Raw genomic sequence first — 21,248 nt, forward strand, 5'->3', positions numbered from 1 at the left:
TTTTTTATTCCTAAATGACTACTGAATACCATTGACACCACCTCGCAAAACCAGTAGCATTACGACTATCAAAGATCATGGGAAACGATAAGAAAAGTGAACTTCCCGGACCGCTTGACGCGTTCATTGACAGTTGGCGCAGCAACCTTTTTACCAAAAAGGGTGACAAAGCATGGAAAAAATTCGCTGACGAAGTCTTGCCCGGCCCCTGTTGCGGCTATTCGACCGAGCCTCTCGAGAAGATTCTTGATGACGAGGCGTACGAAGATGAATATAAGGCGCGAGTACTTGTGCTCGCTGTCGCACCGTTTACGGCTCATCCATTGCCGATCTACTTCCCGTACCAGCGGAAAAAACTCTCTTTTTCAAGACAGATAAAGAGTAGCAACCTCAAAACTTTTTTTGCGGAACTTGTTGCACGGTCACTTGCCATTATCGCCAATTGCACGGGTGATAGGCAGGATCATCTCCACTATACTACAGGAGAATATGGCGAGCAATTTGTTACTGTTCTTAATAGTGTCGATCGAGAGATCGCGTGTAAGGCTTTGGATATTATCGCCACGGCAGAGATGGTGCGTTCATTTGATAACTTTGATAGGCACCCCCTCCATTGCCTCTATTCCGGTGCCACTCACAAGGGTTGGCCATTTCTTAAGTCTGAACTTAGGGATTATCTCGATGCGCGTATTCGGCATGCTGTTCAGACAAAGATGGAAGCGCATGCCGATGATCAGGAAATCCTTGCGGAAATTTTCGGTAAGTACGTATTTCTTGTTCGTTGTATAAAGGGGAAGAATCCAGGCTCCTATGCAGATCGTTTGGCTGCGCAGCTTGAGTTTATTCTTGAGATGCATCAGCGATTCAAGCCCGAATCCACCGGAGTATATAGAATGAGTTCCATGAATATACCGTCTCTATTTGAATATTTGAGTGGATTGGCATACAGCAGCTTACGCCGCAGGTTTTCACTCTATATCCTGGAACAATGCGACCTTTTTCTTCGCGAAAATGTCATGGGTCACGAAACTGCACTCAAGGGCGCTATGCTGATGGCTCATGAGTTGCATCCGATTGAAGATGCAGGTGTACTAGCTCGCTTGGACTTAGAGATTAGCGCATATCACGATCGAGTTGAAAAAGAATCTAAGCGTTGGAGCGATATTTCACGCAAGGGAGAAGACGAAAAAGAACGTGCGTTAGCGAAAAATGAAACCATCCTTGCCGCAATGCGATACACACTAACTGTATCAACGAGCCAGCCTTAGGGCGGCTCTTTTTTATGCATAAAGTGAAAAACGATGATGTTTCTGAAGTTTTTTGAAATGCGTGTCAAATGTCAGAAGGGTAGTGATCCCTTCAGCTTTCATTGCCGCAATAATACTGCAATCAACAAAGCCAATATCCTTCTGACCAATAGTCTGAAATAATGTCCATGTTTTATGGTGAAGTGATGGATCAATATGGATACAGCGAATAGATGAGGTAGAAAGTATATATTCACCAACAGTACGCGCCAGGTGTCTACCAGCTTTTTGTGACAACACCGTTGTGATCTCAAGAAAAATATAATTTGATATAATAAGTGGATTGATCTCGGGTTTCAGAATTTTACCAATCTCACATGCTTGCGTATGAAGGGCATCATTAGTGTTAAAATAGGCTATTAAATAGCTTGAATCAAGAAATATACTAGATATCCCCATACAGATATCTATCCATATTTTTTGCTAAATCCATGGGTCCCTTTTCACCAATTCTGTTGATTTTTTTTATCACAGATTTTGTTTGAGAAAAGAAACTCTTGTTTGTTTTAGCCCTTTTTTTATCTTGAGCGTTAGTCTGCACATACTGCTGAATAAGCTTTCGAATTACTTCAGATGTTGTTGTATCCTGTCGACGTGCTACTTCTTTTACGGCTAGTAGTTGTGTGCGAGGGAGATAAATTTGCGTACGTTGCATAAAGAAAACGTTAGATCTAATAATAGTATTATACACCACGGTGTATGCATGTCAAATCAAGGATGATATCACTAGCTATGCCGTATAAATTGACAAAAACAGGACTTTACCGTATATATATAGATAAGCACAAGTGCCGTTACTGTCGTAATGGCGCACAAATATTTTTTTTGAGAAAAAATCGTCGAGTTTCCGTAAATTATTGAGTGCATTTATTTACTATTATACTATATCTATGACAGGTGTAATCAAAAAGAAGACAGATAAAGGCTTTGGATTCATTGTGGTCGAAGGCCAAGCAAAGGATTTGTTTTTTCATAGCAAATCTCTTGTCGGTGTCACTTTTGAAGAACTTCAAGAAGGCGACAACGTTTCCTTCGAAATAGAAGAGTCGGAAAAAGGACCAAACGCAGTCAACGTACAACGAGTTTAATTGCGTGATATAAAAAAGAACCCGCTCCGCCATTTGGTGGTTGCGGGTTCTTTTTGTGTTATGGAATCGCAAGTGTTGTGGGATAGCGCGTAAGGTTTTCAAAACCTTCTTCGGTCACCACCACAACATCTTCTATGCGTATGCCTCCCACCGCGGAATAATAGAGTCCCGGTTCGATGGTAACCACATGTCCCACTTCAAAGACATTCGTAGCGCTGGCGCTCACATAGGGAGCCTCATGGACATCGATTCCCAACCCATGTCCCGTGCCATGAGTAAAACCTTCTTGGTCGCCAACATGGAATCCTCGTTCTAGAAATAGATCCACGCATCGTTGGTGGGGTGCGGAAAGCAGTGCTCCGGGCTTTATTTCTTCAAATGCACGTATCTGGGCATCGAGAACCGCATTATACATCGCTTGTACCTGATCAGAAGGCGTACCTTTTACATACGTCCGGGTCATATCTGCAAAATAACCGCTTGTACGATGCTTTGGGAAGATGTCGCAGACAATCGTCTGATGTGGTCGTATAGGACCGGAACCTTGATGATGGGGAATGGCGGCATGAGATCCGCAGGAAATAATGAGTCCCTCGCTGTTGAGCATATCATGACCAAACAACAGAAGGTCAACCTCTTTTCGCAGATATTCGCTTGTGAGAATGCCGCCTTGATAGATAATAGTATCACCTTCTATGTGGGATTCGCGCAGTATGGTTTCGATTGCTCGGAATGCATGCTGGGTTCTGACAAGAGCTTCTCGAATAGCTGCCACCTCGCGTAGGCTTTTTATAAGTCGTTCAGGAAAGAAGTGATTTGAAGTTGCAAGGATGAACCCCTCAGAGCGAAGATAATCGGCCATATCAAGCGGAAAACTGGTAGGTACTTCGATGACTTGATTTTTTAAGCCATAGGCTTCCAGAATCACTCGCGCAAGCCTATTTGTCACTCGTGTAGTGTTTGGATAATCCCTTGCCTGTTTACTCAGGGGATTAACGAGGACAAGTGAAATATCCGGATTTGAATTGTGCTCCTCGAAGACACCGTATTCCCTATGGTCAAGAAAGACATATTTTTGCTCGCCCGTATCAAGATAGAAGAATGGGTCGGGTATGGGAAGGCGCACGGCATAGAACATTTCACTATTCCTATTGCTACTTGCGTACATGAGTTTTGGCATAGATATGATATTCATGATGGTCATTTGGTAATGTACATCAAGAAGCAAGGTAGCATATGGTTGCGGTGGTGTCGAGGAGTATTGACGCAATATTGACCCAATAAAAAAAGCGAAGGGGGTATCCGCCGAGTTTTTGATATTCGGGGGTCGCTAGGTGCGAGTCCTTCGCTCAAATGTCACGAGCACTTTTGTTGCACTTCCCATTTCTTCATCTACGATGATCAGTCGCCATGGTCCAAACCGCAAGTACTGCGTCCGAACACAACCATTGTTGATAAGTCGTAGCACGCGCAGTGCGGGGCTTAACTCGTCGGGTTCAGCCTTATTCACTATTTTCTGCAACGTTTTTAGCGTATCTAGGGGGGCGTCTTTTTCATACTGAATCCAGCGCTCTAAAAATCTCTCAAGTGCGTGGTCGGTGATCCCAAGGATTTCGCCATGGAAATCGATCTCATGCACTACGACGCTTTTTGCATCATCGGTTGGCACACAGGGCTCGATTCCCACAACTATGTGATACCCTGCCTTTACAATCGCGAGACGATAGGCATTTTGCTTACTTACTCTATAAAAGAGAGGATAGACTACTCCGTCTATCATGTATCCCTCCGGACTTCTGGAATGGTCAAGTCGCGTGCCTTCCAGGATATGCCCGATTTTATCGAGTAATAGGGTATCTCGAATCGGCTTTTTCCGATCCGCATTTTTGAGCTCCTTATATTGCAGAAACGCCTCTCGTGTTACCGAATACGCGATATTCCCAATGAGTAAATCTGCTCGTATACTAACCATAGGTCAAAGGACGACATAAGAGCTATTATATACATATTTAGGGCATTTGTCAAGGGGTATTTGTTGTTTTTTATTATATTTAAAGGTAAAATAGGTAGATTATGCAAGGATTGTTTTGGCAAAAACTCGAAGTACCGTTTTTTACTCTGGCACCCATGGCAGATGTCACAGATGCAGCTTTTCGGCGTATTATAGCGAAATATGGCAAGCCTGACGTGATGTGGACGGAATTTGTGTCTGTGGATGGGCTCTGTTCGGTAGGGAAGGAGAAACTCCTGCCAGACCTCTGGTTTAGCGAAAGCGAACGCCCCATTGTGGCGCAGATTTTTGGAGCAGAGCCGGAACATTTCTATCAAGCAGCACAGCTGATAGCCGAACGTGGTTTTGACGGGATAGATATCAATATGGGTTGCCCCGACAGGGGTATCAATAAGCAGGGAGCAGGGGCAGAGCTCATGAAGGATCCAAAGCGCGCACAGCGTGTGATTGCAGAGACAAAACGGGGTGCTGCCGGGTTGCCGGTATCCATTAAAACACGCATAGGGTATAACACTATTCAAATCGCTGAATGGCTTCCGTATCTCTTGGAGACAGAACCTGCTGCGCTTACGTTGCATTTACGTACGCGCAAAGAGATGTCTGATGTGCCTGCTCATTGGGAGATTATGCCGGAGGTTGTTGATATGCTAAAAGAGCATTGCGGATCCGGTCCAAGACCTCTTCTTATCGGTAATGGCGATGTCAGAGATTGTGGGGATGGTAGAGCACGGCTTAGTACATTTGGCGGCGATGGGGTCATGATCGGAAGGGGCATCTTCGGCAATCCCTGGCTATTTAATAAAGAACGTACGAACCAGCCTTCAATTTACGAAAAGCTTTCGGTGATGGTGGAGCATGCATTATTATTTGATGAATTGTTTCATGAAATAAAATCCTTTGAGATTATTAAAAAACATTTTAAAGCCTATGTTTCCGGCTTTGATGGTGCAAAAGATTTGCGCATACAGTTTATGTCGTGCCACAGTGCGCAAGAGGTTGAAAAAGTTTTCCACTCCTTGATATTAGAATAAGTGGTATACTGCTACTAACTTTAATGCTTTTGCGCACTTTTTTCGGCGCAGCTAATTTTTAATGTATCTCATTATGATGAGAATTGCTCAGAGAACCCTCTTGATTGGCGGGTTTTTTATTTTTCTTTGGTTGGGTTCGTCGGCATTGATGACATCAGCCCAAACAGCAAACAACCAGTGTACCACACCTCAATGGTGGTGTATGTCAAAGTCTAAGTGCGTCACAACAGCTTCAGAATGCGATGGAGGTGGTACGACTGGCGGTTCTTCCTGTCCATCTGGTCAAGTGCAATGCCCGGCTATGGGAAGCAGTCCCGCAGGATGCTATACGACCTGCCCAACGGCAAGCGGCAGTTCGTCATGTATGAGCGGCCAAATGCAGTGCTGGGATCCGAATACTCAAAAGAACTATTGTTATACTACCTCTGCTGCTCAGCCGAATTGTCCCATGATGTGCGGTTCGGGAATGACAAAGCTCAATTGCACTGATTCGAGTGGAAAATCCTATGAAATGTGTGCTTCATCAAGTAATCCTACATGTCCAAGCACTTCCGGTGGCTCAGGAAGCGGTTCTTCCTGTCCATCTGGTCAGGTGCAATGCCCGGCTATGGGTAGCAGTCCCGCAGGATGCTATACCACCTGCCCAACAGCTTCAAGTACAACAAGCTGCCCAGATAATAAGCAGTCAATACAATGCTCTAATAGCTCAGGCGGTATGTATCCCTACTGTCCAACAGCATCTCAGCCGAATTGCCCTTCAACAACTGGTGCAGGAGGTACAGGAACAACATCCTGTCAATCTCCTATGGTCTCATGCCCTGCAGCTGGCAGTATGCCAGCAGGCTGCTATGAGAAGTGTGCTCCCACAACAGCATGTTCAAATGGTTCATGGTGGTGGGATCAGTCAAGCCATGACTGGAAATGTGGCACAACAAGTACCGGAGGCACTGGCGGCGCCATGACCGAGGAGCAGAGAAAAACAGAATGTGCAAAATGGACGGATATGAAATGGTGTGGCGCAGCTGATGCGGCTACACCAGGCATGTGCGTGAAAAATACGGATACATGCTGTACGTCTGGCCAGAAATTTTGCTGGGACGATACTAACAAGAAAAATTATTGCTACACACCAACAGCGGCTCAACAGAGCTGTCCCAGTATGGGAAACACAACGACAGCATGTCCCGCAACGAACCCTGTACGCTGTGCAGATAGTGTGTGTTATCCATCGGGAACAGATTGTTCAAAATTATCCGGCACCTACACATGTGCAAACACCAATGAAGTCTGGTGTAATGATAAAAAATCCTGCATACCAAAGGGAACTACCTGCACTTCGGGTGGCACAAAGACAGAAGAAGAGATGAAAACGGAGTGTTTCAAAAATACAAGCATGAAATGGTGTTCAGCCACATTTACCGGTGGAATGGGATTCTGTGCCCAAACCACATGGGATTGTAAGAATGGGCACCCAGGTATTGTACAGACATGTTCTGAAGGCCTTGCATATTGTGGAGAATCGCCTACTCGAAAGGCGGGTTGTTATAAATCCTGCACGGAGCAGTCCACCGAATGTTCTGATGGTAAACACTGGTGCCCATGGAGTATGAGTGGTTCGGGCGGTGAATGCAAGAATAATGGCTCTACATGCTGGACATACAGTCCTCCAACATGTGGCAAGGGATATACTGCCTGTAAGAGCGAACAGGGTGGATATGAATGCTCTCTTGGCGCAAGTTGTCCTGATCTTTCAAAAACGACTCCGGAACAACGTTGCAAAGCAAAGAATGTATCCGGCGAAAGCCGCTGGCAGTGGTGTCCGCATAAGGGCTATAGCGGAGCTGGGGATCAAGGGGGTAGCTGCGCAGATACGACTGATAAATGTATGATGCCCTGCAATCAGCAGATGTGCGAAGCGCGAAGCAAAGATAAGGGTTATGAATCCATGGAGTGGTGCAGTGATACCTATAAAACATGGGATGGTAAGACAGAAACAAATGAATGGTGTAATCCGTCCGGCTGTCCGGTAAAGAAGATGGAGCTCTGTAAGGCAAAGGGGCGTGAATGGTGCGATATGGAAGGTGACATGCCGGCTGCAGATATGTGGATTGATCCAGATCATGATCGCGGCTGGTGTGCAATGAAAAATGAAAGCTGCCCTTTCAATTGGCCCTTTAAGAAAGACTCGTGCGAAAAATACAACGGCAAATGGTGCCAATATGATAAATATTGGGGAGAATGTGTACCGGGAAGCCGAACCTGTGAAGAATTTGATTTTGGTCCAAAGAAATGTATGTGGGGCAAAGATACGTCAGGGAGTTGTAGTCAATTTCCAAATACACAAGAAAAATGCGAAAGTGCGGAAATGAAAGGTTATTGGTGTGAGCAATCCTCTGCGAGTTTTATGATGCCAATGTGCGGCCCTCAGCCGATGACAACAGCAACAGCAATGATGCCGGTAATGCCGTCTGGCTGGTGCAATAAGCTGCCAATGTGCCCAAATAAACCAAAGGATGGTATGCGTGTGTGTCCCGACGGTAAGAAATATGCAGTGTCAAAACTTTCGGAGTGTCCCTCTAATGCTGCTATTGAGGAACCAGCAAAACCGTCCTGTTCAGGGGGTAAGCAGCGGTCCAGCGATGGCACCTGCCCTGCAGAGAAGCGGCAGGTAGAAGTGCCGGTAAAGCTTAAGCCCGAAGAAGTGTTGACTCCGGAAGAGCAGACAAGCAGAGAATCTGATCTATCAAGCATATTGAAAGATCTTGAGAGTGCAACAGTTGAGTTGCGTGGCAAGAGAGATAAGGATGGCTATACGAGTGCGCAAAAGGCAGTTGATGAAATCAAGGGGTATAAGCAAAAACTCCATACGTTCACAAAAGCGAATGCCGACTCGTACCGTGAAGTGGCAAAGATATTAAATGCTCGTAGCGCAAAAATCGAAAAAGATGGCAGTGTTGATACCGCACAGAAACTCCTGGAAGACTTGAAAGTTGGACAGTTGAATAAGATCAAGCTTGATTTTGTTGATACAGAAAAATTCCTTGATACCCTTGAAGAGAAGATTGCAACACTTAAAGAGGCTAGCCTTAATGTCTCCGGTATCCTTGAATCGACCGCAAAAGAAAGCAGGAGTTCTCTGGAATCGATTATGTCTGCGGAATCCTATTCTGATAATGTTCAGCGTAAAGCAGATGCGCTTGCCTCAAGCCTCTCGACCATCAATAAGCGCTATATTCCGACAATAAATAATTCATTTAAGGTGAAAAATGCCGCTGATTTACTGAATGAACGACTGAACACGCTCGCAGAGGAGGCCGCTTCCCTTCAAGAGGCTCTTTCGGAAAAAAACTATGATGTGAAAGCAAATATCAAGGTAATCAATAGTCAGATCACGAAGGCTCGGAGTGAACTTGCAAAAAATATGAAAAGCGTTATTGGCAGTTCAACACTTACCTTCTTGAGGAGTTTCACTGAGAGCAGATTCAGAGATATCGAGGATGAGCTTGCAGATACCGGTTCTGTTGAAGACTTGGGCAAATTACTTTATGGCGAAGACGGGAAAGAGGATGGTGTTGGCGGCGTGAATGGGCAATTTGCTTCCTATGCGGCAAAAGTTGCTTCAATGAAGAAAGCAGAAAGCGGCTTGAAGGGTAAGGCGCGAAGCGCGGCATTGAGAGAGCGTACAACAGCTGAAACAGCTATACGCCGCGCAAAAGCCCCCTATGCACAGTTGAAATCCCTAGAGAAACGCGAGGATACATTGAATACTAAGCAGCGAGTAAGTGTTGTTAAAACCGCTAACGCCATGAATACACTCATTGATGGGCTTAATAGTAAGCTGAAATTACAAAATGAAGCATCAGTTTCAGAAGAGCTCGGAGGGATACTCGAAAAGGATGAAATTGAACCGGCAGATGTTAAGGAAGTAAAGGAAATGATACAGGCATCGAAGGATATCTCGCAATTGTTGGGATTTGGCACTTCTCGAACATATCTCGTAAAGCGATAATGAAGAGTTGGTAGATACCCGAGGCTCCGCAGATGCATGCGGAGCCTTTTGACGTATCATTATGGAGAGCTATACTAAAGAAGTACTATGCTTGTCAATTATCTTACATCGCATTACAAAAAACTTGTTGACCAGGGCTGGGGAGCTTTTGAGGTGGAAAATATGGAAAAAGCAGAAAGCTGTTTTCGCCAGGTACTTGAACATGAAGACGATCCGCACATCCACGCCTTTGAAGTGATCGATGCTCACAATGGTATGGCAGCTGTCAACTTGAATCATCGAGATATGTTCGAAGCTGCGCGGTGGTACAAGGAAGCACACTATCTGCTTGATGTTCACTATCACCATGCATGGCCCAAAGAACTCGACTGGAACCATCTGTATGAGCGCGCGACAATGCGCACATTGATGGGATTGGGACATGTTGAATACCAGAGTGGAAATACAAAGAAAGCACTTTATTGGTATGAACAATTGCAGTATTCTGATAGGCAGGACGAATTGGGTGTGAAGCGGTATATCGAAGCAATCAATGACGGGAAAACATTCGAACAGGCATAATAAATACCTCTCTTGACAGGGATGTTTTTCTTGCCTATACTATTGGCAGTCTTAGGTATTGAGTGCTAATAGTGTGATGTATGGACCAGCGAAAGATCGATCTCTTGATGAGAATCATTGATTCCTATATACTTTCAGGCGAGCCTGTCGGCTCGGTATCGCTGATGCAGCGCTACCATCTGCCCTATAGCTCCGCAACAATACGGAACGAAATGGCGCTACTCGAAGAGCTTGGGCATTTGTTCCAACCCCATATTTCTGCAGGTCGTATCCCAACCGAACGGGGGTATCAGCTCTATATCCAACATCTCAAACCCGTGAGACTGCCACATCATGCCGAGCAATCATTGATGCGCACATGGCAGAGCGATGAAGATGATGGCAGTGAACGGCTTAAAATGCTCTGTAGGACCATTTCAGAGCTATCCGGTGAAATCAGCTTTGGTGCGCTTGATGGCTGTCATACGTATGCAGCCGGATTAAGCCGCCTCTACGACAAACCGGAGTCAAATGACAAAATAGTTGCTGCGGCATTAGCAGATATCGTGGAAAAAATCGATGATATCATTGAAGATATTTTCCCGCGTATTGGCTATGAACCCGAGGTGTGGGTTGGCAAGCAGAATGCCCTGGCCCCTCAGTGCGGTGCCATACTCGCAAAGTGCCGGTATCGCAGATCACAGGGGATTATTGGTATCGTAGGGCCCATGAGGATGCAGTATGGACGTAATAAAGCGATTATTACATCAGCTCAGCAGGTACTTCAAGATTCATAATAGTATAAGGTATGAACGATGAACAGCTTACGATCGAAGAAGCTCTCAAAAAAATAGATGAGCTTACACAATCAGCAGATGCGCTCAAAAAGCAAAATGAAGAATATCTTGATGGCTGGAAGCGCGCAAAAGCAGATTATATTAATTTTAAAAATGAGCAGGAAAAACGTTCGAAAGAATTGGCACAGTTTGCATCATACGCACTTGTGATGCAGCTCCTGCCTATCTCTGAGCATTTCCGAAAGGCATTCGGGTATGTAACAGAAGAACTCCGTCCGTCTGAATGGGTGAAAGGTATTGAACAGATTTACCGTCAACTCAAAGAGGTGCTCAAGGGTATGGGTATTGAAGAGATGGAGGGCTCAGTGGGCAAGGCATTTGATCCATCGCTCCATCAGGCAGTTGGCAATGAACGAAGGGATGATTTCGACGATGGGGTTGTCACTCAAGAAACAGATGGCGGGTATACATTTCATGGCAGGGTCGTTATACCATCAAAAGTGATTGTTAATAAGAGAATAGAGCCGGAAGCGAAGATTCAGGAAGCAAAAGAAGTTCAAGAAGCAGAAACGCAGGGAGAATAGTTATTTAGTAACCATTCATAAAAAATCATAAATCTAACATTTCACGTATGGCAAAGATATTAGGAATAGATCTTGGAACAACAAACTCATGCATGGCAATTATTGAAGCGGGCATGCCAAAGGTGTTGGAAAATCGCGAAGGCAACCGCACAACTCCTTCGGTTGTTGCTATGGGGAAAAGCAGCGAGCGTTTAGTCGGCCTTCTTGCAAAGCGCCAGGCAGTGACAAACCCCGAAAATACCATTTATTCAGTGAAGCGCCTTATTGGGCGCCGCTACAGTGATGACAAAGTACGGAAAGATGTCGGCTTGCTTCCTTATAAAATTGTGAAAAGCGGAGAAGGCGTAAAAGTTCTCATGGGAGGCAAGGAATACAGCGCCGAGGAAGTTTCAGCAATGATTCTTCAAAAACTAAAAAGCGATGCGGAAGAGCGGATTGGCGAAAAAATCACCGAAGCAGTCATTACTGTTCCTGCATATTTTGATGATTCGCAGCGCCAAGCGACAAAGGATGCGGGTAGGATTGCAGGTCTCGATGTAAAGCGCATTATCAACGAGCCGACAGCTGCAGCGCTTGCCTATGGGTTTAACAAACGTAAAGACGAAAAAATCGTTGTCTACGATCTTGGCGGCGGTACGTTTGATGTTTCCGTATTGGAAGTGGGGGATGATACGGTAGAGGTGAAGGCTACAAATGGCGACACACACCTCGGGGGTGATGATTTTGATCAACAGATTATCAAATGGCTGATTGCTGAATTTAAAAAAGATCAGGGTATTGATTTATCCAAAGATCAATTGGCGTTACAGCGCTTGAAAGAAGCTGCGGAAAAAGCAAAAATTGAGCTTTCAACAGCAGTAGAGACTGAAGTAAATCAGCCATTTATTACTTCGGATGCCGCAGGTCCCAAGCACCTTGTTATCAAGATGACACGCGCAAAACTCGAGGAACTTGTGGACGATTTAATACAAGGTACGCTCGTGCCATGCCGTAATGCATTGAGTGATGCAGGTTTGTCGGCATCGGATATCAATGAAATTGTCCTTGTGGGCGGTATGACACGCATGCCACTTGTCCAACAAGCAGTGGAAAAGTTTTTTGGCAAAAAACCAAACGTAACCGTTAATCCCGATGAAGTAGTTGCTGTTGGCGCCGCAGTTCAGGCCGGTGTTCTTCAGGGAGAAGTCCGAGACGTGCTTTTGCTCGACGTTACTCCGCTTTCACTTGGCCTCGAAACGCTTGGCGGCGTGATGACACGTCTTATTGAGCGCAATGCGACAATTCCAATTTCAAAGAGCCAGATTTTCTCAACAGCAGCTGATAATCAGACATCAGTTGAAGTGCATGTACTCCAAGGAGAACGTGAAATGGCGGGAGATAACAAATCATTAGGCCGCTTTATACTGGATGGCATTCCTCCGGCACACCGTGGCGTTCCACAAGTCGAAGTGTCCTTTGATATTGATGCAAATGGCATCCTTAATGTATCTGCAAAAGATAAGGCGACGAATAAAGAGCAGAAAATCACAATCACCGCCTCAACATCGCTTTCTAAAGATGAGGTGGAAAAAATGCGCGCTGATGCAGAGCTTCATGCGGAAGAAGATAGCAAAAAGCGCGAACTGATTGACGTTAAAAACATGGCAGATAGTACCGTCTATCAAAGCGAAAAGACACTCAAAGAACATGAAGCAAAGATCCCTGCAGAAGTAAAAACAGAAATCGAAGCGAAGATCTCTGCTCTCAAAGCAGTGAAAGACGGCGATGACAGTGCAGCAATCAAAACTGCGCTCGATGAGCTAAACCAAGTGATATCAAAGATTGGCGCATCACTCTATCAAGATCAGCCGGCACAGGAAGGCAGCTCAGGACAGGAACCGGGACAAACACAGAGCGATCAGGGACCTATTGATGCTGACTTCGAGAAGAAGAACTAGTAAATACAATGAGTAAAAATTATTACGACATGCTTGGTATTGAAAAGAATGCTTCTGACGATGAAATAAAAAAGGCATTCAGGCGTTTGGCGCACCAGTACCACCCAGATAAACAGGGGGGTAACGAAGCAAAGTTCAAGGAAATCAACGAAGCATACCAAGTGCTTTCTGATGCAACCAAGCGCCAGCAGTATGACCAATACGGCCGCGTATTTGAAGGAGGCGCACAGGGGCAGGGACAGGGAGGGTTTTCCTGGGAAGATGCGATGCGTCAGGGTGGTTTTGGCGGCGGCGGCGTTCATGTGGATATGGGAGATATAGGCGATCTGTTCGGCGATGTTTTTGGATTTGGTTCCCATCGCAAGTCTGCCCAGCAAAGCCGTGGCAGCGATCTGCGCTTGAGTATAAGCATCGATTTTACTGAAAGCATAAAGGGAGCAAAAAAAGATATTACATTATCAAAAACCGCTCAGTGTAAGCGGTGCAAGGGTAGTCGAGCTGAAGAAAAATCTTCAATCAAACAGTGCGGTGTTTGCAAGGGGAGCGGTACTGTTTCTCAGATGAAGCATACGATTTTTGGAACTATGCAAACGGCCGCGGGCTGTACATCATGCCATGGAACAGGAAAAAGCATTGAAAATCTCTGTAGCGAATGCAGCGGTACAGGAGTACGGAAAGCCCAGGAAACAATCACACTCTCTATTCCGGCCGGCATAGATGATGGGAATACAATTCGTCTCAAGGGTATGGGGGAAGTGCCTCCTTATGGCGGTGAAGCCGGAGACCTCTATGTAAATGTCAGGGTAAAACAAGATAGGAGATTTAGTCGAGAGGGAAACGACATATTGATGCAATTGACAGTGCACTTTTCTCAAGCAGTGCTTGGCGATAGAGTAACTATTGAAACGCTCGATGGTCCGACGGGTCTTATTATAGAACCTGGCATACAAACAGGTACGCTCATAAAGCTAAAAAATCTCGGCGTTCCCTATTTGAACAAATCAGGCAGAGGCAATTTGGTTGTTAGGTTCACCGTTGAAGTTCCAAATAAATTGTCAAAAAAACAGCGCGAATTATTTGAACAGCTTAAAAAAGAAGGATTGTAGGTAGGCACGCGGTGTGGTATACTACTGCCATGCCAGAGTTTGCACTCAACATTCGAATCGACCCTGCGGCGATTACCAACATGCCAAGTTGGGATGCCTTCACGCTTATTTTTTTTGTCACTGCTGTTTTGATTTATTCTTTTTTTGTCAGCCGTGAACGGCTTGCATTGGTATTGGTGAGTTTGTATAGCGCGCTTGCACTATCACTCAACACGCCATTAATCATCCAATACTTAAGTCGCCAGCCATCAGATCTATATCCGTGGTATCGCCTGGGGCTCTTTGTTGGATTGTTTCTTATTTTTTTTCTGGTATTTTCCACAAAGATGTCAATGCGTACAGATGCGGGGCACAATTGGCTGCAGGCGCTCATACTCAGCTTTTTTCAAGTAGGACTCCTGATGGCAAGCATTTTGATGTTTGTTCCCCGTGAAGTTTTTCCCAGCGGTCTTGCGCAAGCGCTTTTTACCGGGGATATCCAACGTTCGTTTTGGATGGTCGCCCCGGTTATTGGCATGATGATGCTCAAGAGTCATCCGCCACCACTTCAGAGATAATACCCTCCATATATATGCCAGATGGCATGAAGTTACCAACACCAGAAGCGCCCCACAGGCCTGAGAAAGTGTTGGCGCCGGAAATTTCAAAAGAAGGCGTCATTGAAGTTCGTGGTGAAAAAAAAGCTCCTCCAAGGGTTGAGGCGGGCGAAAAAGAATTGCCACAGCCTCCTCTGCCCGTACAGATGCCCCCACCACCTCCGATGCCTGCTGTAAAAACGCAGCTTCAGCAGGATATCGAAGACATTCTTGCCGAAGATTTGAAGGAGCTGTACATGTCGCTTTCCCCAAGTGAACGCGTAAGATTCAAGCAAGAGGGAGAAAAGGCTGCGGCGCGCATTGAAGTATTATTAAAAAACGTAAAGGTAAAAATTTCTGAAATACTCCATCTCATACGCATATGGCTTTCGATGTTGCCAGGCATGAATAAATTTTTTTTGGAAAAAGAAGTGAAAATAAAGACCGAACAGATACTTGAGCTAAAGGAGAATCTCAAAGAAGAACAATAATTCAACCAACCACCTATGGAAGGAGGCATTCTTGGAAGTATTCAAATAACACTTGCAACCAACCCAACCTATGCGCTGGTTTTTTGGTTGCTTGTGCTGGGGGTTGTAGGCTATGTTGTCATGCTAATAGTTCGCCATGTACTTCGTCGCATGCACCTGGTTTCGCATGCAATGGAAAAAAAAGTATTTCAGATACGCGTACCGAAAGAAGGTGCAAAGAAGGAGGAAGAAGAAAAATCCTCAAAAAAAGATTATAAAGAACTCATAGCCGTCATGGAAGCGTTTTATTCTGCGCTTGGGCATGTGCGTTCGCGCAATCGGTTTAAGGCATATTTTTTGGGGCGCGAAGACCACATTTCACTCGAAATGGTTGCAATGGATGGGCTCATAAGGTTTTATGCCGTGGTGCCGCGGTTTCTTATCCAATTTTTTCAACAGCAGCTCCACGCCCAGTATCCATCGGCAACAATAACCGATGTTGAAGATTTTAATATTTTTCGGCCTAAAGGAGTTGTATTTTGCGCCCCAATGCTCATAAGTAAGGACACTGTTTTCCCCTTTAAAACCTATAAAAAAATGGATTCAGACCCATTGAATGGCATTACGAACGCTCTTGCGAAGGTAGAGAAGAATCAAACAGCAGTAATCCAGCTTCTGGTGCGAACAGCTCCGCATGGCTGGGGGGAGCGAGGGCATCGGCTCGCTCGACGTATGCAGCAGGGAAGGGGCTTGCAGGAACTTCACTCAAACGTCTGGAAAAAAATAGCGCATACAATCATTTCAGAAATCGGAGCGATGTTTTCTTCGCGTTCCAGTAGTCAGCAGCAAATGAGCCAACAGACTCCTGCTCATATGTATAAGCATTCGCCGCTGGAACAAGAGCTTATCAAGGGTATAGATGAAAAATGCGGTAAGGTTGGTTTTGAAGTGAATATGCGCATAGTAACAAGTGCAGACCAGGCGCATATTGCCAAAATGCATTTGTATAACATCGTCCATGCATTCGGACAATATTCAGGGCAAGAATCAGGCATATCTTTTGCAAAACAGAGAATTTTTTCTAAGCGCCGCCTTCTCAAAAGCGTTATTTATCGTTCCTTTATTGGGCGCAAAAAACAGAAGTACATATTAAGTTCCGAAGAACTTGCGAGCATCTACCACCTACCTCTTTCCACAACAGAAACGCCAAATATCGAATGGCTCAAAGCACGCACCGCTCCGCCGCCGCATAATGTGCCGAAAGAAGGCATTCTTCTCGGCGAGAGTGTCTTTCGCGGGAAGCGCATTCCCATTCATATGCTTCGCGATGATCGCAGGCGGCATATGTATATTATCGGTACAACCGGTACCGGTAAGTCTACGATCATGGTAAATATGATGATCCAAGATATTAAGAATGGCGAGGGGTGCTGTCTTATTGATCCTCACGGTGAAGCAGTTGAAGCTATTTTGCGTAATATACCGCCTGAACGCGCCGATGATGTCATTTTGTTTGATCCGGGAGATACCGATCGACCAATGGGGTTGAATATGCTTGAAGTGCACGGCGAAGCAGAAAAAGATTTTGCAACCGGAGAAATGATCGCCATTTTCTATAAACTGGTAAGCGATCCATCCATGATCGGTCCGATGTTTGAGCACTATATGCGCAATGCCATGCTTACGCTCATGTCGGATATCAACAATCCAAACACCATTGTAGAAATTCCCCGCATTCTCACTGATAAAGAATTCCAAAAATTCCAACTCAAACATGTTACCGATCCTATTATCAGAGCGTTTTGGGAAAAGGAGTTGCCGCAAACATCGGGACAGACCAAGGGAGAGATGTTGCCATACTTGGTATCAAAGATCGGTGCATTTATCGAAAACACCATGATGAGAAATATTATCGGTCAACCGCGCTCAAGTTTTGATTTTAGCGACATCATGAATAATCAGAAGATTTTTTTGGCGAACTTATCAAAGGGTAAAATCGGCGAGATGAATATGAAGTTGTTGGGTATGATATTGGTGACAAAACTGCAAATGGCTGCATTCGAGCGCGTTCATATTCCCCAAGACCAACGAAAAGATTTCTTTCTCTATATGGATGAGTTTCAGAACTTTATTACGGACAGTATTGCAACCATCTTGTCTGAAGCTCGAAAATACAAACTCAATCTTATTATGGCACATCAATACGTTGCGCAACTTTCACCAAAACAAGGAGACACCAAGGTGCGGGATGCCGTATTTGGAAATGTCGGTACTCTTGCTGTGTATCGCATAGGCGTGGATGATTCAGAAATGATTGCCAAACAACTTGCCCCGACATTCAATGAATTTGATGTCATGAATATTGAAGCCTACACTGCGTATGTCAAACTCATGGTGAAGAACGAGCAAGCCCGCCCCTTTAGCATGAAAGTACCCAGAGATCCGTCTGGAGACCAGAGAATTGCTGAAGCAATCAAACAACTTTCGCGCTATAAATTCGGCCGCGATAAAGCAATTGTGGAAGCGGAAATTTTTGAGAAAAGCAAACTTGGCGGCGACGATGAAAGTGATGACGACTGGGATATCTAGGCTGTCTTGCAAAAACACCCTTCAATGCTAAGATGAAATAAAGGCACTGCCTCGAGAGCCTATTTTGTGTATTACTATGCATGATGAATTGTTTAATGCTCGGTATTTATCCCAGAGTGATCGATTATATCAAGACCGCATTGCCAAGCCGGTTCAGGATACGCCACAGAGCGAACAGCTATCTATGGCATGCTCTGCTATTGAAGATGCCCTGCGCTCGCTCACGCATGCCCTTGAAGCATTGAAGGTGCTTCAGTCTACGCATACAGTTCAGCAAAGTACCATCAAAGAAATCACTGCCACACAGAGCGTATTGATGAAAGAAACGATTGCAGCAACACTTGTGGATCTCTCGCCATCGAAAGATGATATTCGTATTCCCGAACAAAAAATTATTGAGGGCGTATTCAATGGAGAGGCGATGATTGATGCTTTTGGCAGGGTGTATTCGGTGCCTGCAAATTATGCTTCTAAATCAAAACTTATCGAAGGTGATTCCATGAAATTGACCATGTCACCCAGTGGATCATTCATTTATAAACAAATAGGTCCTGCTGAACGTCAGAGGCTTATCGGCACGCTTGAGCAATCTGATTCCCGAGATTACTCTGTGCGTATTGGGGAACGCCGCTGGCGTGTTTTGACTGCTAGTATTACCTATTACAAAGGTGTTCATGGTGATGAGGTTATCGTTCTTGTTCCCAAGTCAGCCCAGAGCACCTGGGCGGCGGTGGAAAATATCATTAAAAAAATATAACATAGCATGAACACTACGCTTGTATGTCATCACTTTATCGAAAATATCGTCCACTCGTATTTGCAGATGTTGTAGGGCAAGAACATATCAAACAAACACTTGTCAATGAACTTGTGCAGGGTTCAACCGTGCATGCATATCTTTTTTGCGGCCCACGTGCTGTCGGCAAGACGACAACCGCGCGCATTTTTGCTCGGGCATTAAATTGTACAAAGCGAAAAGCAAACAATGCAGAGCCATGCAATACGTGCGATGCATGCAAAGCAATTCTTGATAGTTCAACTCTTGATATCATGGAAATAGATGCCGCATCGAATACCGGCGTCGATAATGTCCGTGACACAATTATCGCTGCTGCGCGCGTAGGCAATTCACTCCTTACAAAAAAAGTATTCATTATCGATGAAGTGCACATGCTTTCGCTATCCGCCTTTAATGCATTATTGAAACTCATCGAAGAGCCGCCAAGCCATGTTGTTTTTATTTTTGCCACAACCGAACTGCATAAAGTTCCGGCTACCATTCTTTCACGCTGTCAGCGCTTTGATTTTAAAAAGATTTCACCTGATGACAGTCTTGCTCGATTGCAAGTCCTCTGCACTCAGGAGGAGCGTACATGCGAGCTGGCAGTATTGGAACAGGTTGTCACCCTTGCAGATGGCTTTCAGCGTGATGCCGAAGTATTGTTGGGGCAGGTGCTTTCCTTGCCCGGCAAAACCATTACTCTCAAGGATGCAGCGCTTATTTTTCCACTTTCAAATACAGAACTCGTGAAGGTTTTTTGCAAAAGCATGCTAATAGCATCTGCCAGAGACGGCCTTGATGCAATTAAGAAAGCACAGGAGAAAGGATGTGATGCAATTGTTTTTTTAAACGAAGCAATCGATTATTTGCGAGATTGCATGCTTCGTTCGTATGGAGAAGATCTTTCTGATCATGTGGCAAAGGGACAACTTCAGGAAATGGATACTGTAATAGGCGGTATGCAGGCTTCAGATATCTCAGCACGTATCGGATACCTGCTCGATGCGCATAAAGAAATACGTTTTTGCCCGCGTCCCTTTTTGCCTATCGAAATGGCGTTAGTCCGCGCATCAATGTAATGTAATATGAACATTGAAACAAAACAGCAGCAATCACTAGAAGAGCGAATACTTGAGCGTGAGAGTGGCAAGCAGATATTGAGGTTGAATGATAAGAATATGAATAACCTCAGAGATGTGATGATGAAATCGATACTTGAAGCGCGTTCGCCCAAAGAAACCGTACGGCTTCTGAATGCTGCAAAAGGACTTACTGATGCACTTTCCAAAAAACTAGAAGACGGAAAGCCAGAGAATATCGAGCTTGTTGAGCGCGTACTGAAAGCAGCAGCATCGCTTCTTCGTGAACAACAATAGATTCCTCTTGATATATTCACATAGTTGTAGTAGTATTTCCATCAACAATCGCCTAATGCGGGATCGTCTAACGGCAGGACGCGACTCTCTGAAAGTCGATATCATGGTTCGAATCCATGTCCCGCAGGAAAAATGCATTTTGTGCAAAAATCTCCTCTCCAAGGAGATTTTTGGTATTTGAATCCCCCTGCCTGAATTCCAGATTTGTCTTAAAATCAAAAACAAAATCCCATGGTTTTTTAAAATCCACTCGCGCCTCTCGCCCCGCGAGGAGGCGGTTCGAGCCGCACAATTTCAGAAAATCTTTAGTGAATAGGAAGTAATAATTGCAAGTCATTCACTAAAGATTGACATTTAGAGATAAATAGGCTACACTGTCTCTATAGGAATCATATAAAGCTATGGCAACAACCAAACCAATCAAAGATCGCATTCAGGCTCTCAAGGCCGAGTATGACGTCCTCCGAAAAGGTAAGGACTCTCTTTTGATCATGATCGATGAGGCTGAAATGCCAGAGAGTGTCTACAACTCCAACGCTATCGAGAACTCAACTCTTACCCTCAAGGAGACCGAAAAGATTCTTTTGGATATGGAGGTCGCTCGTACCATTTCCTTGCGTGAAGTCTATGAGGCAAAAAATCTTGCTCGAGTCATCGAATACATTCGTAATAAATCCAAAGAGACGGAAATAAACCGAGAGCTTATACTATTCTTGCATCAAATTCTTATCGGCGGTATTGACGATAAGATCGCTGGCCGTTTTCGGGCCCCTGGCGAATATGTCCGAGTTGGTACACACATAGCTCCAGCTCCGGAACAAGTTGAGGGATTGATCGGCTCTACCATTACCGAATACACAAGCAATATGTCTGCTTACTTTTTAGACAAGATTGCTAAATTCCATTTGGACTTTGAAACTACTCATCCGTTCTGCGATGACAATGGTCGTATTGGCCGCGTGTTGATCTCGTACCAGCTTCAGCGTCTAGGATTCCCGATTATTATCATTCGGGACCGTGAGAAAAAAGAGTACTACAAATCTTTTG

Annotated in this window: 20 protein-coding genes and 1 tRNA gene; 17 read left to right on the plus strand and 4 right to left on the minus strand. The window is 44.9% G+C overall.

Features of this window, described 5'->3' with window-relative positions:
• The first annotated feature begins 77 nt into the window (after positions 1 to 77).
• Complete coding sequence (locus AAB400_00770; GenBank protein ID MEK7648435.1) at positions 78 to 1,268, plus strand: hypothetical protein; 1,191 nt, start codon at positions 78 to 80, stop codon at positions 1,266 to 1,268.
• Positions 1,269 to 1,280: 12 nt separating this feature from the next.
• Here the strand turns inward: AAB400_00770 and AAB400_00775 are convergent, their stop codons facing one another.
• Both AAB400_00775 and AAB400_00780 read right to left on the minus strand, forming a co-directional pair.
• Positions 1,281 to 1,706 (minus strand): PIN domain-containing protein, encoded by a 426-nt coding sequence (locus AAB400_00775; protein ID MEK7648436.1) that lies wholly within the window; start codon positions 1,704 to 1,706, stop codon positions 1,281 to 1,283.
• Positions 1,693 to 1,962 carry a ribbon-helix-helix protein, CopG family gene (locus tag AAB400_00780; GenBank protein ID MEK7648437.1) on the minus strand — a complete coding sequence of 90 codons (270 nt, stop codon included), beginning with the start codon at positions 1,960 to 1,962 and terminating at the stop codon, positions 1,693 to 1,695. Before AAB400_00780 ends, AAB400_00775 begins: the two co-directional genes overlap by 14 nt.
• Before the next feature lie 235 nt (positions 1,963 to 2,197).
• Between AAB400_00780 and AAB400_00785 the strand changes: the two genes are divergently transcribed.
• A complete protein-coding gene (locus AAB400_00785) occupies positions 2,198 to 2,395 on the plus strand; it encodes a cold shock domain-containing protein (protein ID MEK7648438.1) in 198 nt (65 codons plus the stop codon).
• Positions 2,396 to 2,453: 58 nt separating this feature from the next.
• Here the strand turns inward: AAB400_00785 and AAB400_00790 are convergent, their stop codons facing one another.
• Together AAB400_00790 and AAB400_00795 are read right to left on the minus strand one after the other, a co-directional pair.
• Positions 2,454 to 3,575, minus strand: coding sequence for a Xaa-Pro peptidase family protein (locus AAB400_00790; protein MEK7648439.1), 1,122 nt, complete (start codon positions 3,573 to 3,575; stop codon positions 2,454 to 2,456).
• A gap of 150 nt (positions 3,576 to 3,725) precedes the next feature.
• On the minus strand, positions 3,726 to 4,367 hold the full coding sequence (locus AAB400_00795) for a hypothetical protein (protein ID MEK7648440.1): 642 nt from the start codon (positions 4,365 to 4,367) through the stop codon (positions 3,726 to 3,728).
• A 101-nt stretch (positions 4,368 to 4,468) separates the two neighbouring features.
• On the opposite strand from AAB400_00795, the gene AAB400_00800 reads away from it, so the two are divergent.
• The 15 genes from AAB400_00800 to AAB400_00870 form a co-directional block, all read left to right on the plus strand.
• Positions 4,469 to 5,437 carry a tRNA-dihydrouridine synthase gene (locus tag AAB400_00800; GenBank protein ID MEK7648441.1) on the plus strand — a complete coding sequence of 323 codons (969 nt, stop codon included), beginning with the start codon at positions 4,469 to 4,471 and terminating at the stop codon, positions 5,435 to 5,437.
• A gap of 202 nt (positions 5,438 to 5,639) precedes the next feature.
• Positions 5,640 to 9,446, plus strand: coding sequence for a hypothetical protein (locus AAB400_00805; protein MEK7648442.1), 3,807 nt, complete (start codon positions 5,640 to 5,642; stop codon positions 9,444 to 9,446).
• 87 nt (positions 9,447 to 9,533) lie between these two features.
• Entirely contained in the window at positions 9,534 to 10,007 is a 474-nt protein-coding gene (locus AAB400_00810; GenBank protein ID MEK7648443.1) for a hypothetical protein, read from the plus strand.
• 80 nt (positions 10,008 to 10,087) lie between these two features.
• A complete protein-coding gene (locus AAB400_00815; GenBank protein MEK7648444.1) occupies positions 10,088 to 10,783 on the plus strand; it encodes a hypothetical protein in 696 nt (231 codons plus the stop codon).
• 11 nt (positions 10,784 to 10,794) lie between these two features.
• The gene (locus tag AAB400_00820; protein MEK7648445.1) at positions 10,795 to 11,367 is read left to right on the plus strand and encodes a nucleotide exchange factor GrpE; all 573 of its coding nucleotides are present in this window, start codon (positions 10,795 to 10,797) and stop codon (positions 11,365 to 11,367) included.
• A gap of 47 nt (positions 11,368 to 11,414) precedes the next feature.
• Positions 11,415 to 13,304: a molecular chaperone DnaK gene (gene dnaK / locus AAB400_00825; GenBank protein ID MEK7648446.1), complete on the plus strand. Its 1,890-nt coding sequence runs from the start codon at positions 11,415 to 11,417 to the stop codon at positions 13,302 to 13,304.
• A gap of 8 nt (positions 13,305 to 13,312) precedes the next feature.
• On the plus strand, positions 13,313 to 14,410 hold the full coding sequence (gene dnaJ, locus AAB400_00830; protein MEK7648447.1) for a molecular chaperone DnaJ: 1,098 nt from the start codon (positions 13,313 to 13,315) through the stop codon (positions 14,408 to 14,410).
• Between the two features lie 29 nt (positions 14,411 to 14,439).
• On the plus strand, positions 14,440 to 14,967 hold the full coding sequence (locus tag AAB400_00835; protein MEK7648448.1) for a hypothetical protein: 528 nt from the start codon (positions 14,440 to 14,442) through the stop codon (positions 14,965 to 14,967).
• A 14-nt stretch (positions 14,968 to 14,981) separates the two neighbouring features.
• Positions 14,982 to 15,476, plus strand: coding sequence for a hypothetical protein (locus AAB400_00840; protein ID MEK7648449.1), 495 nt, complete (start codon positions 14,982 to 14,984; stop codon positions 15,474 to 15,476).
• Between the two features lie 15 nt (positions 15,477 to 15,491).
• The gene (locus tag AAB400_00845; GenBank protein MEK7648450.1) at positions 15,492 to 18,044 is read left to right on the plus strand and encodes a type IV secretion system DNA-binding domain-containing protein; all 2,553 of its coding nucleotides are present in this window, start codon (positions 15,492 to 15,494) and stop codon (positions 18,042 to 18,044) included.
• Positions 18,045 to 18,120: 76 nt separating this feature from the next.
• The gene (locus AAB400_00850; protein MEK7648451.1) at positions 18,121 to 18,801 is read left to right on the plus strand and encodes a hypothetical protein; all 681 of its coding nucleotides are present in this window, start codon (positions 18,121 to 18,123) and stop codon (positions 18,799 to 18,801) included.
• A gap of 23 nt (positions 18,802 to 18,824) precedes the next feature.
• Positions 18,825 to 19,904 carry a DNA polymerase III subunit gamma/tau gene (dnaX, locus tag AAB400_00855; GenBank protein MEK7648452.1) on the plus strand — a complete coding sequence of 360 codons (1,080 nt, stop codon included), beginning with the start codon at positions 18,825 to 18,827 and terminating at the stop codon, positions 19,902 to 19,904.
• A gap of 6 nt (positions 19,905 to 19,910) precedes the next feature.
• Entirely contained in the window at positions 19,911 to 20,201 is a 291-nt protein-coding gene (locus tag AAB400_00860) for a hypothetical protein (protein ID MEK7648453.1), read from the plus strand.
• A 56-nt stretch (positions 20,202 to 20,257) separates the two neighbouring features.
• Positions 20,258 to 20,328: transfer RNA gene (locus tag AAB400_00865), tRNA-Gln, on the plus strand.
• Between the two features lie 274 nt (positions 20,329 to 20,602).
• On the plus strand, positions 20,603 to 21,248 hold a 646-nt coding region (locus tag AAB400_00870), incomplete at its 3' end, for a Fic family protein (GenBank protein ID MEK7648454.1).

The sequence above is a fragment of the Patescibacteria group bacterium genome, assembly GCA_038065255.1.
Classification (GTDB): domain Bacteria; phylum Patescibacteriota; class Patescibacteriia; order JACQRZ01; family JACQRZ01; genus JBBTRI01.

Coding starts and splice junctions, on each gene's coding strand:
- dnaX (MEK7648452.1), top strand. CDS start 18,825: ATGTCATCACTTTATCGAAAATATCGTCCACTCGTATTTGCAGATGTT.
- AAB400_00770 (MEK7648435.1), top strand. CDS start 78: ATGGGAAACGATAAGAAAAGTGAACTTCCCGGACCGCTTGACGCGTTC.
- AAB400_00860 (MEK7648453.1), top strand. CDS start 19,911: ATGAACATTGAAACAAAACAGCAGCAATCACTAGAAGAGCGAATACTT.
- AAB400_00835 (MEK7648448.1), top strand. CDS start 14,440: ATGCCAGAGTTTGCACTCAACATTCGAATCGACCCTGCGGCGATTACC.
- dnaJ (MEK7648447.1), top strand. CDS start 13,313: ATGAGTAAAAATTATTACGACATGCTTGGTATTGAAAAGAATGCTTCT.
- AAB400_00800 (MEK7648441.1), top strand. CDS start 4,469: ATGCAAGGATTGTTTTGGCAAAAACTCGAAGTACCGTTTTTTACTCTG.
- AAB400_00805 (MEK7648442.1), top strand. CDS start 5,640: ATGTCAAAGTCTAAGTGCGTCACAACAGCTTCAGAATGCGATGGAGGT.
- AAB400_00810 (MEK7648443.1), top strand. CDS start 9,534: ATGCTTGTCAATTATCTTACATCGCATTACAAAAAACTTGTTGACCAG.
- AAB400_00850 (MEK7648451.1), top strand. CDS start 18,121: ATGCATGATGAATTGTTTAATGCTCGGTATTTATCCCAGAGTGATCGA.
- AAB400_00790 (MEK7648439.1), bottom strand. CDS start 3,575: ATGCCAAAACTCATGTACGCAAGTAGCAATAGGAATAGTGAAATGTTC.
- AAB400_00780 (MEK7648437.1), bottom strand. CDS start 1,962: ATGCAACGTACGCAAATTTATCTCCCTCGCACACAACTACTAGCCGTA.
- dnaK (MEK7648446.1), top strand. CDS start 11,415: ATGGCAAAGATATTAGGAATAGATCTTGGAACAACAAACTCATGCATG.
- AAB400_00815 (MEK7648444.1), top strand. CDS start 10,088: ATGGACCAGCGAAAGATCGATCTCTTGATGAGAATCATTGATTCCTAT.
- AAB400_00775 (MEK7648436.1), bottom strand. CDS start 1,706: ATGGGGATATCTAGTATATTTCTTGATTCAAGCTATTTAATAGCCTAT.
- AAB400_00785 (MEK7648438.1), top strand. CDS start 2,198: ATGACAGGTGTAATCAAAAAGAAGACAGATAAAGGCTTTGGATTCATT.
- AAB400_00820 (MEK7648445.1), top strand. CDS start 10,795: ATGAACGATGAACAGCTTACGATCGAAGAAGCTCTCAAAAAAATAGAT.
- AAB400_00845 (MEK7648450.1), top strand. CDS start 15,492: ATGGAAGGAGGCATTCTTGGAAGTATTCAAATAACACTTGCAACCAAC.
- AAB400_00840 (MEK7648449.1), top strand. CDS start 14,982: ATGCCAGATGGCATGAAGTTACCAACACCAGAAGCGCCCCACAGGCCT.
- AAB400_00795 (MEK7648440.1), bottom strand. CDS start 4,367: ATGGTTAGTATACGAGCAGATTTACTCATTGGGAATATCGCGTATTCG.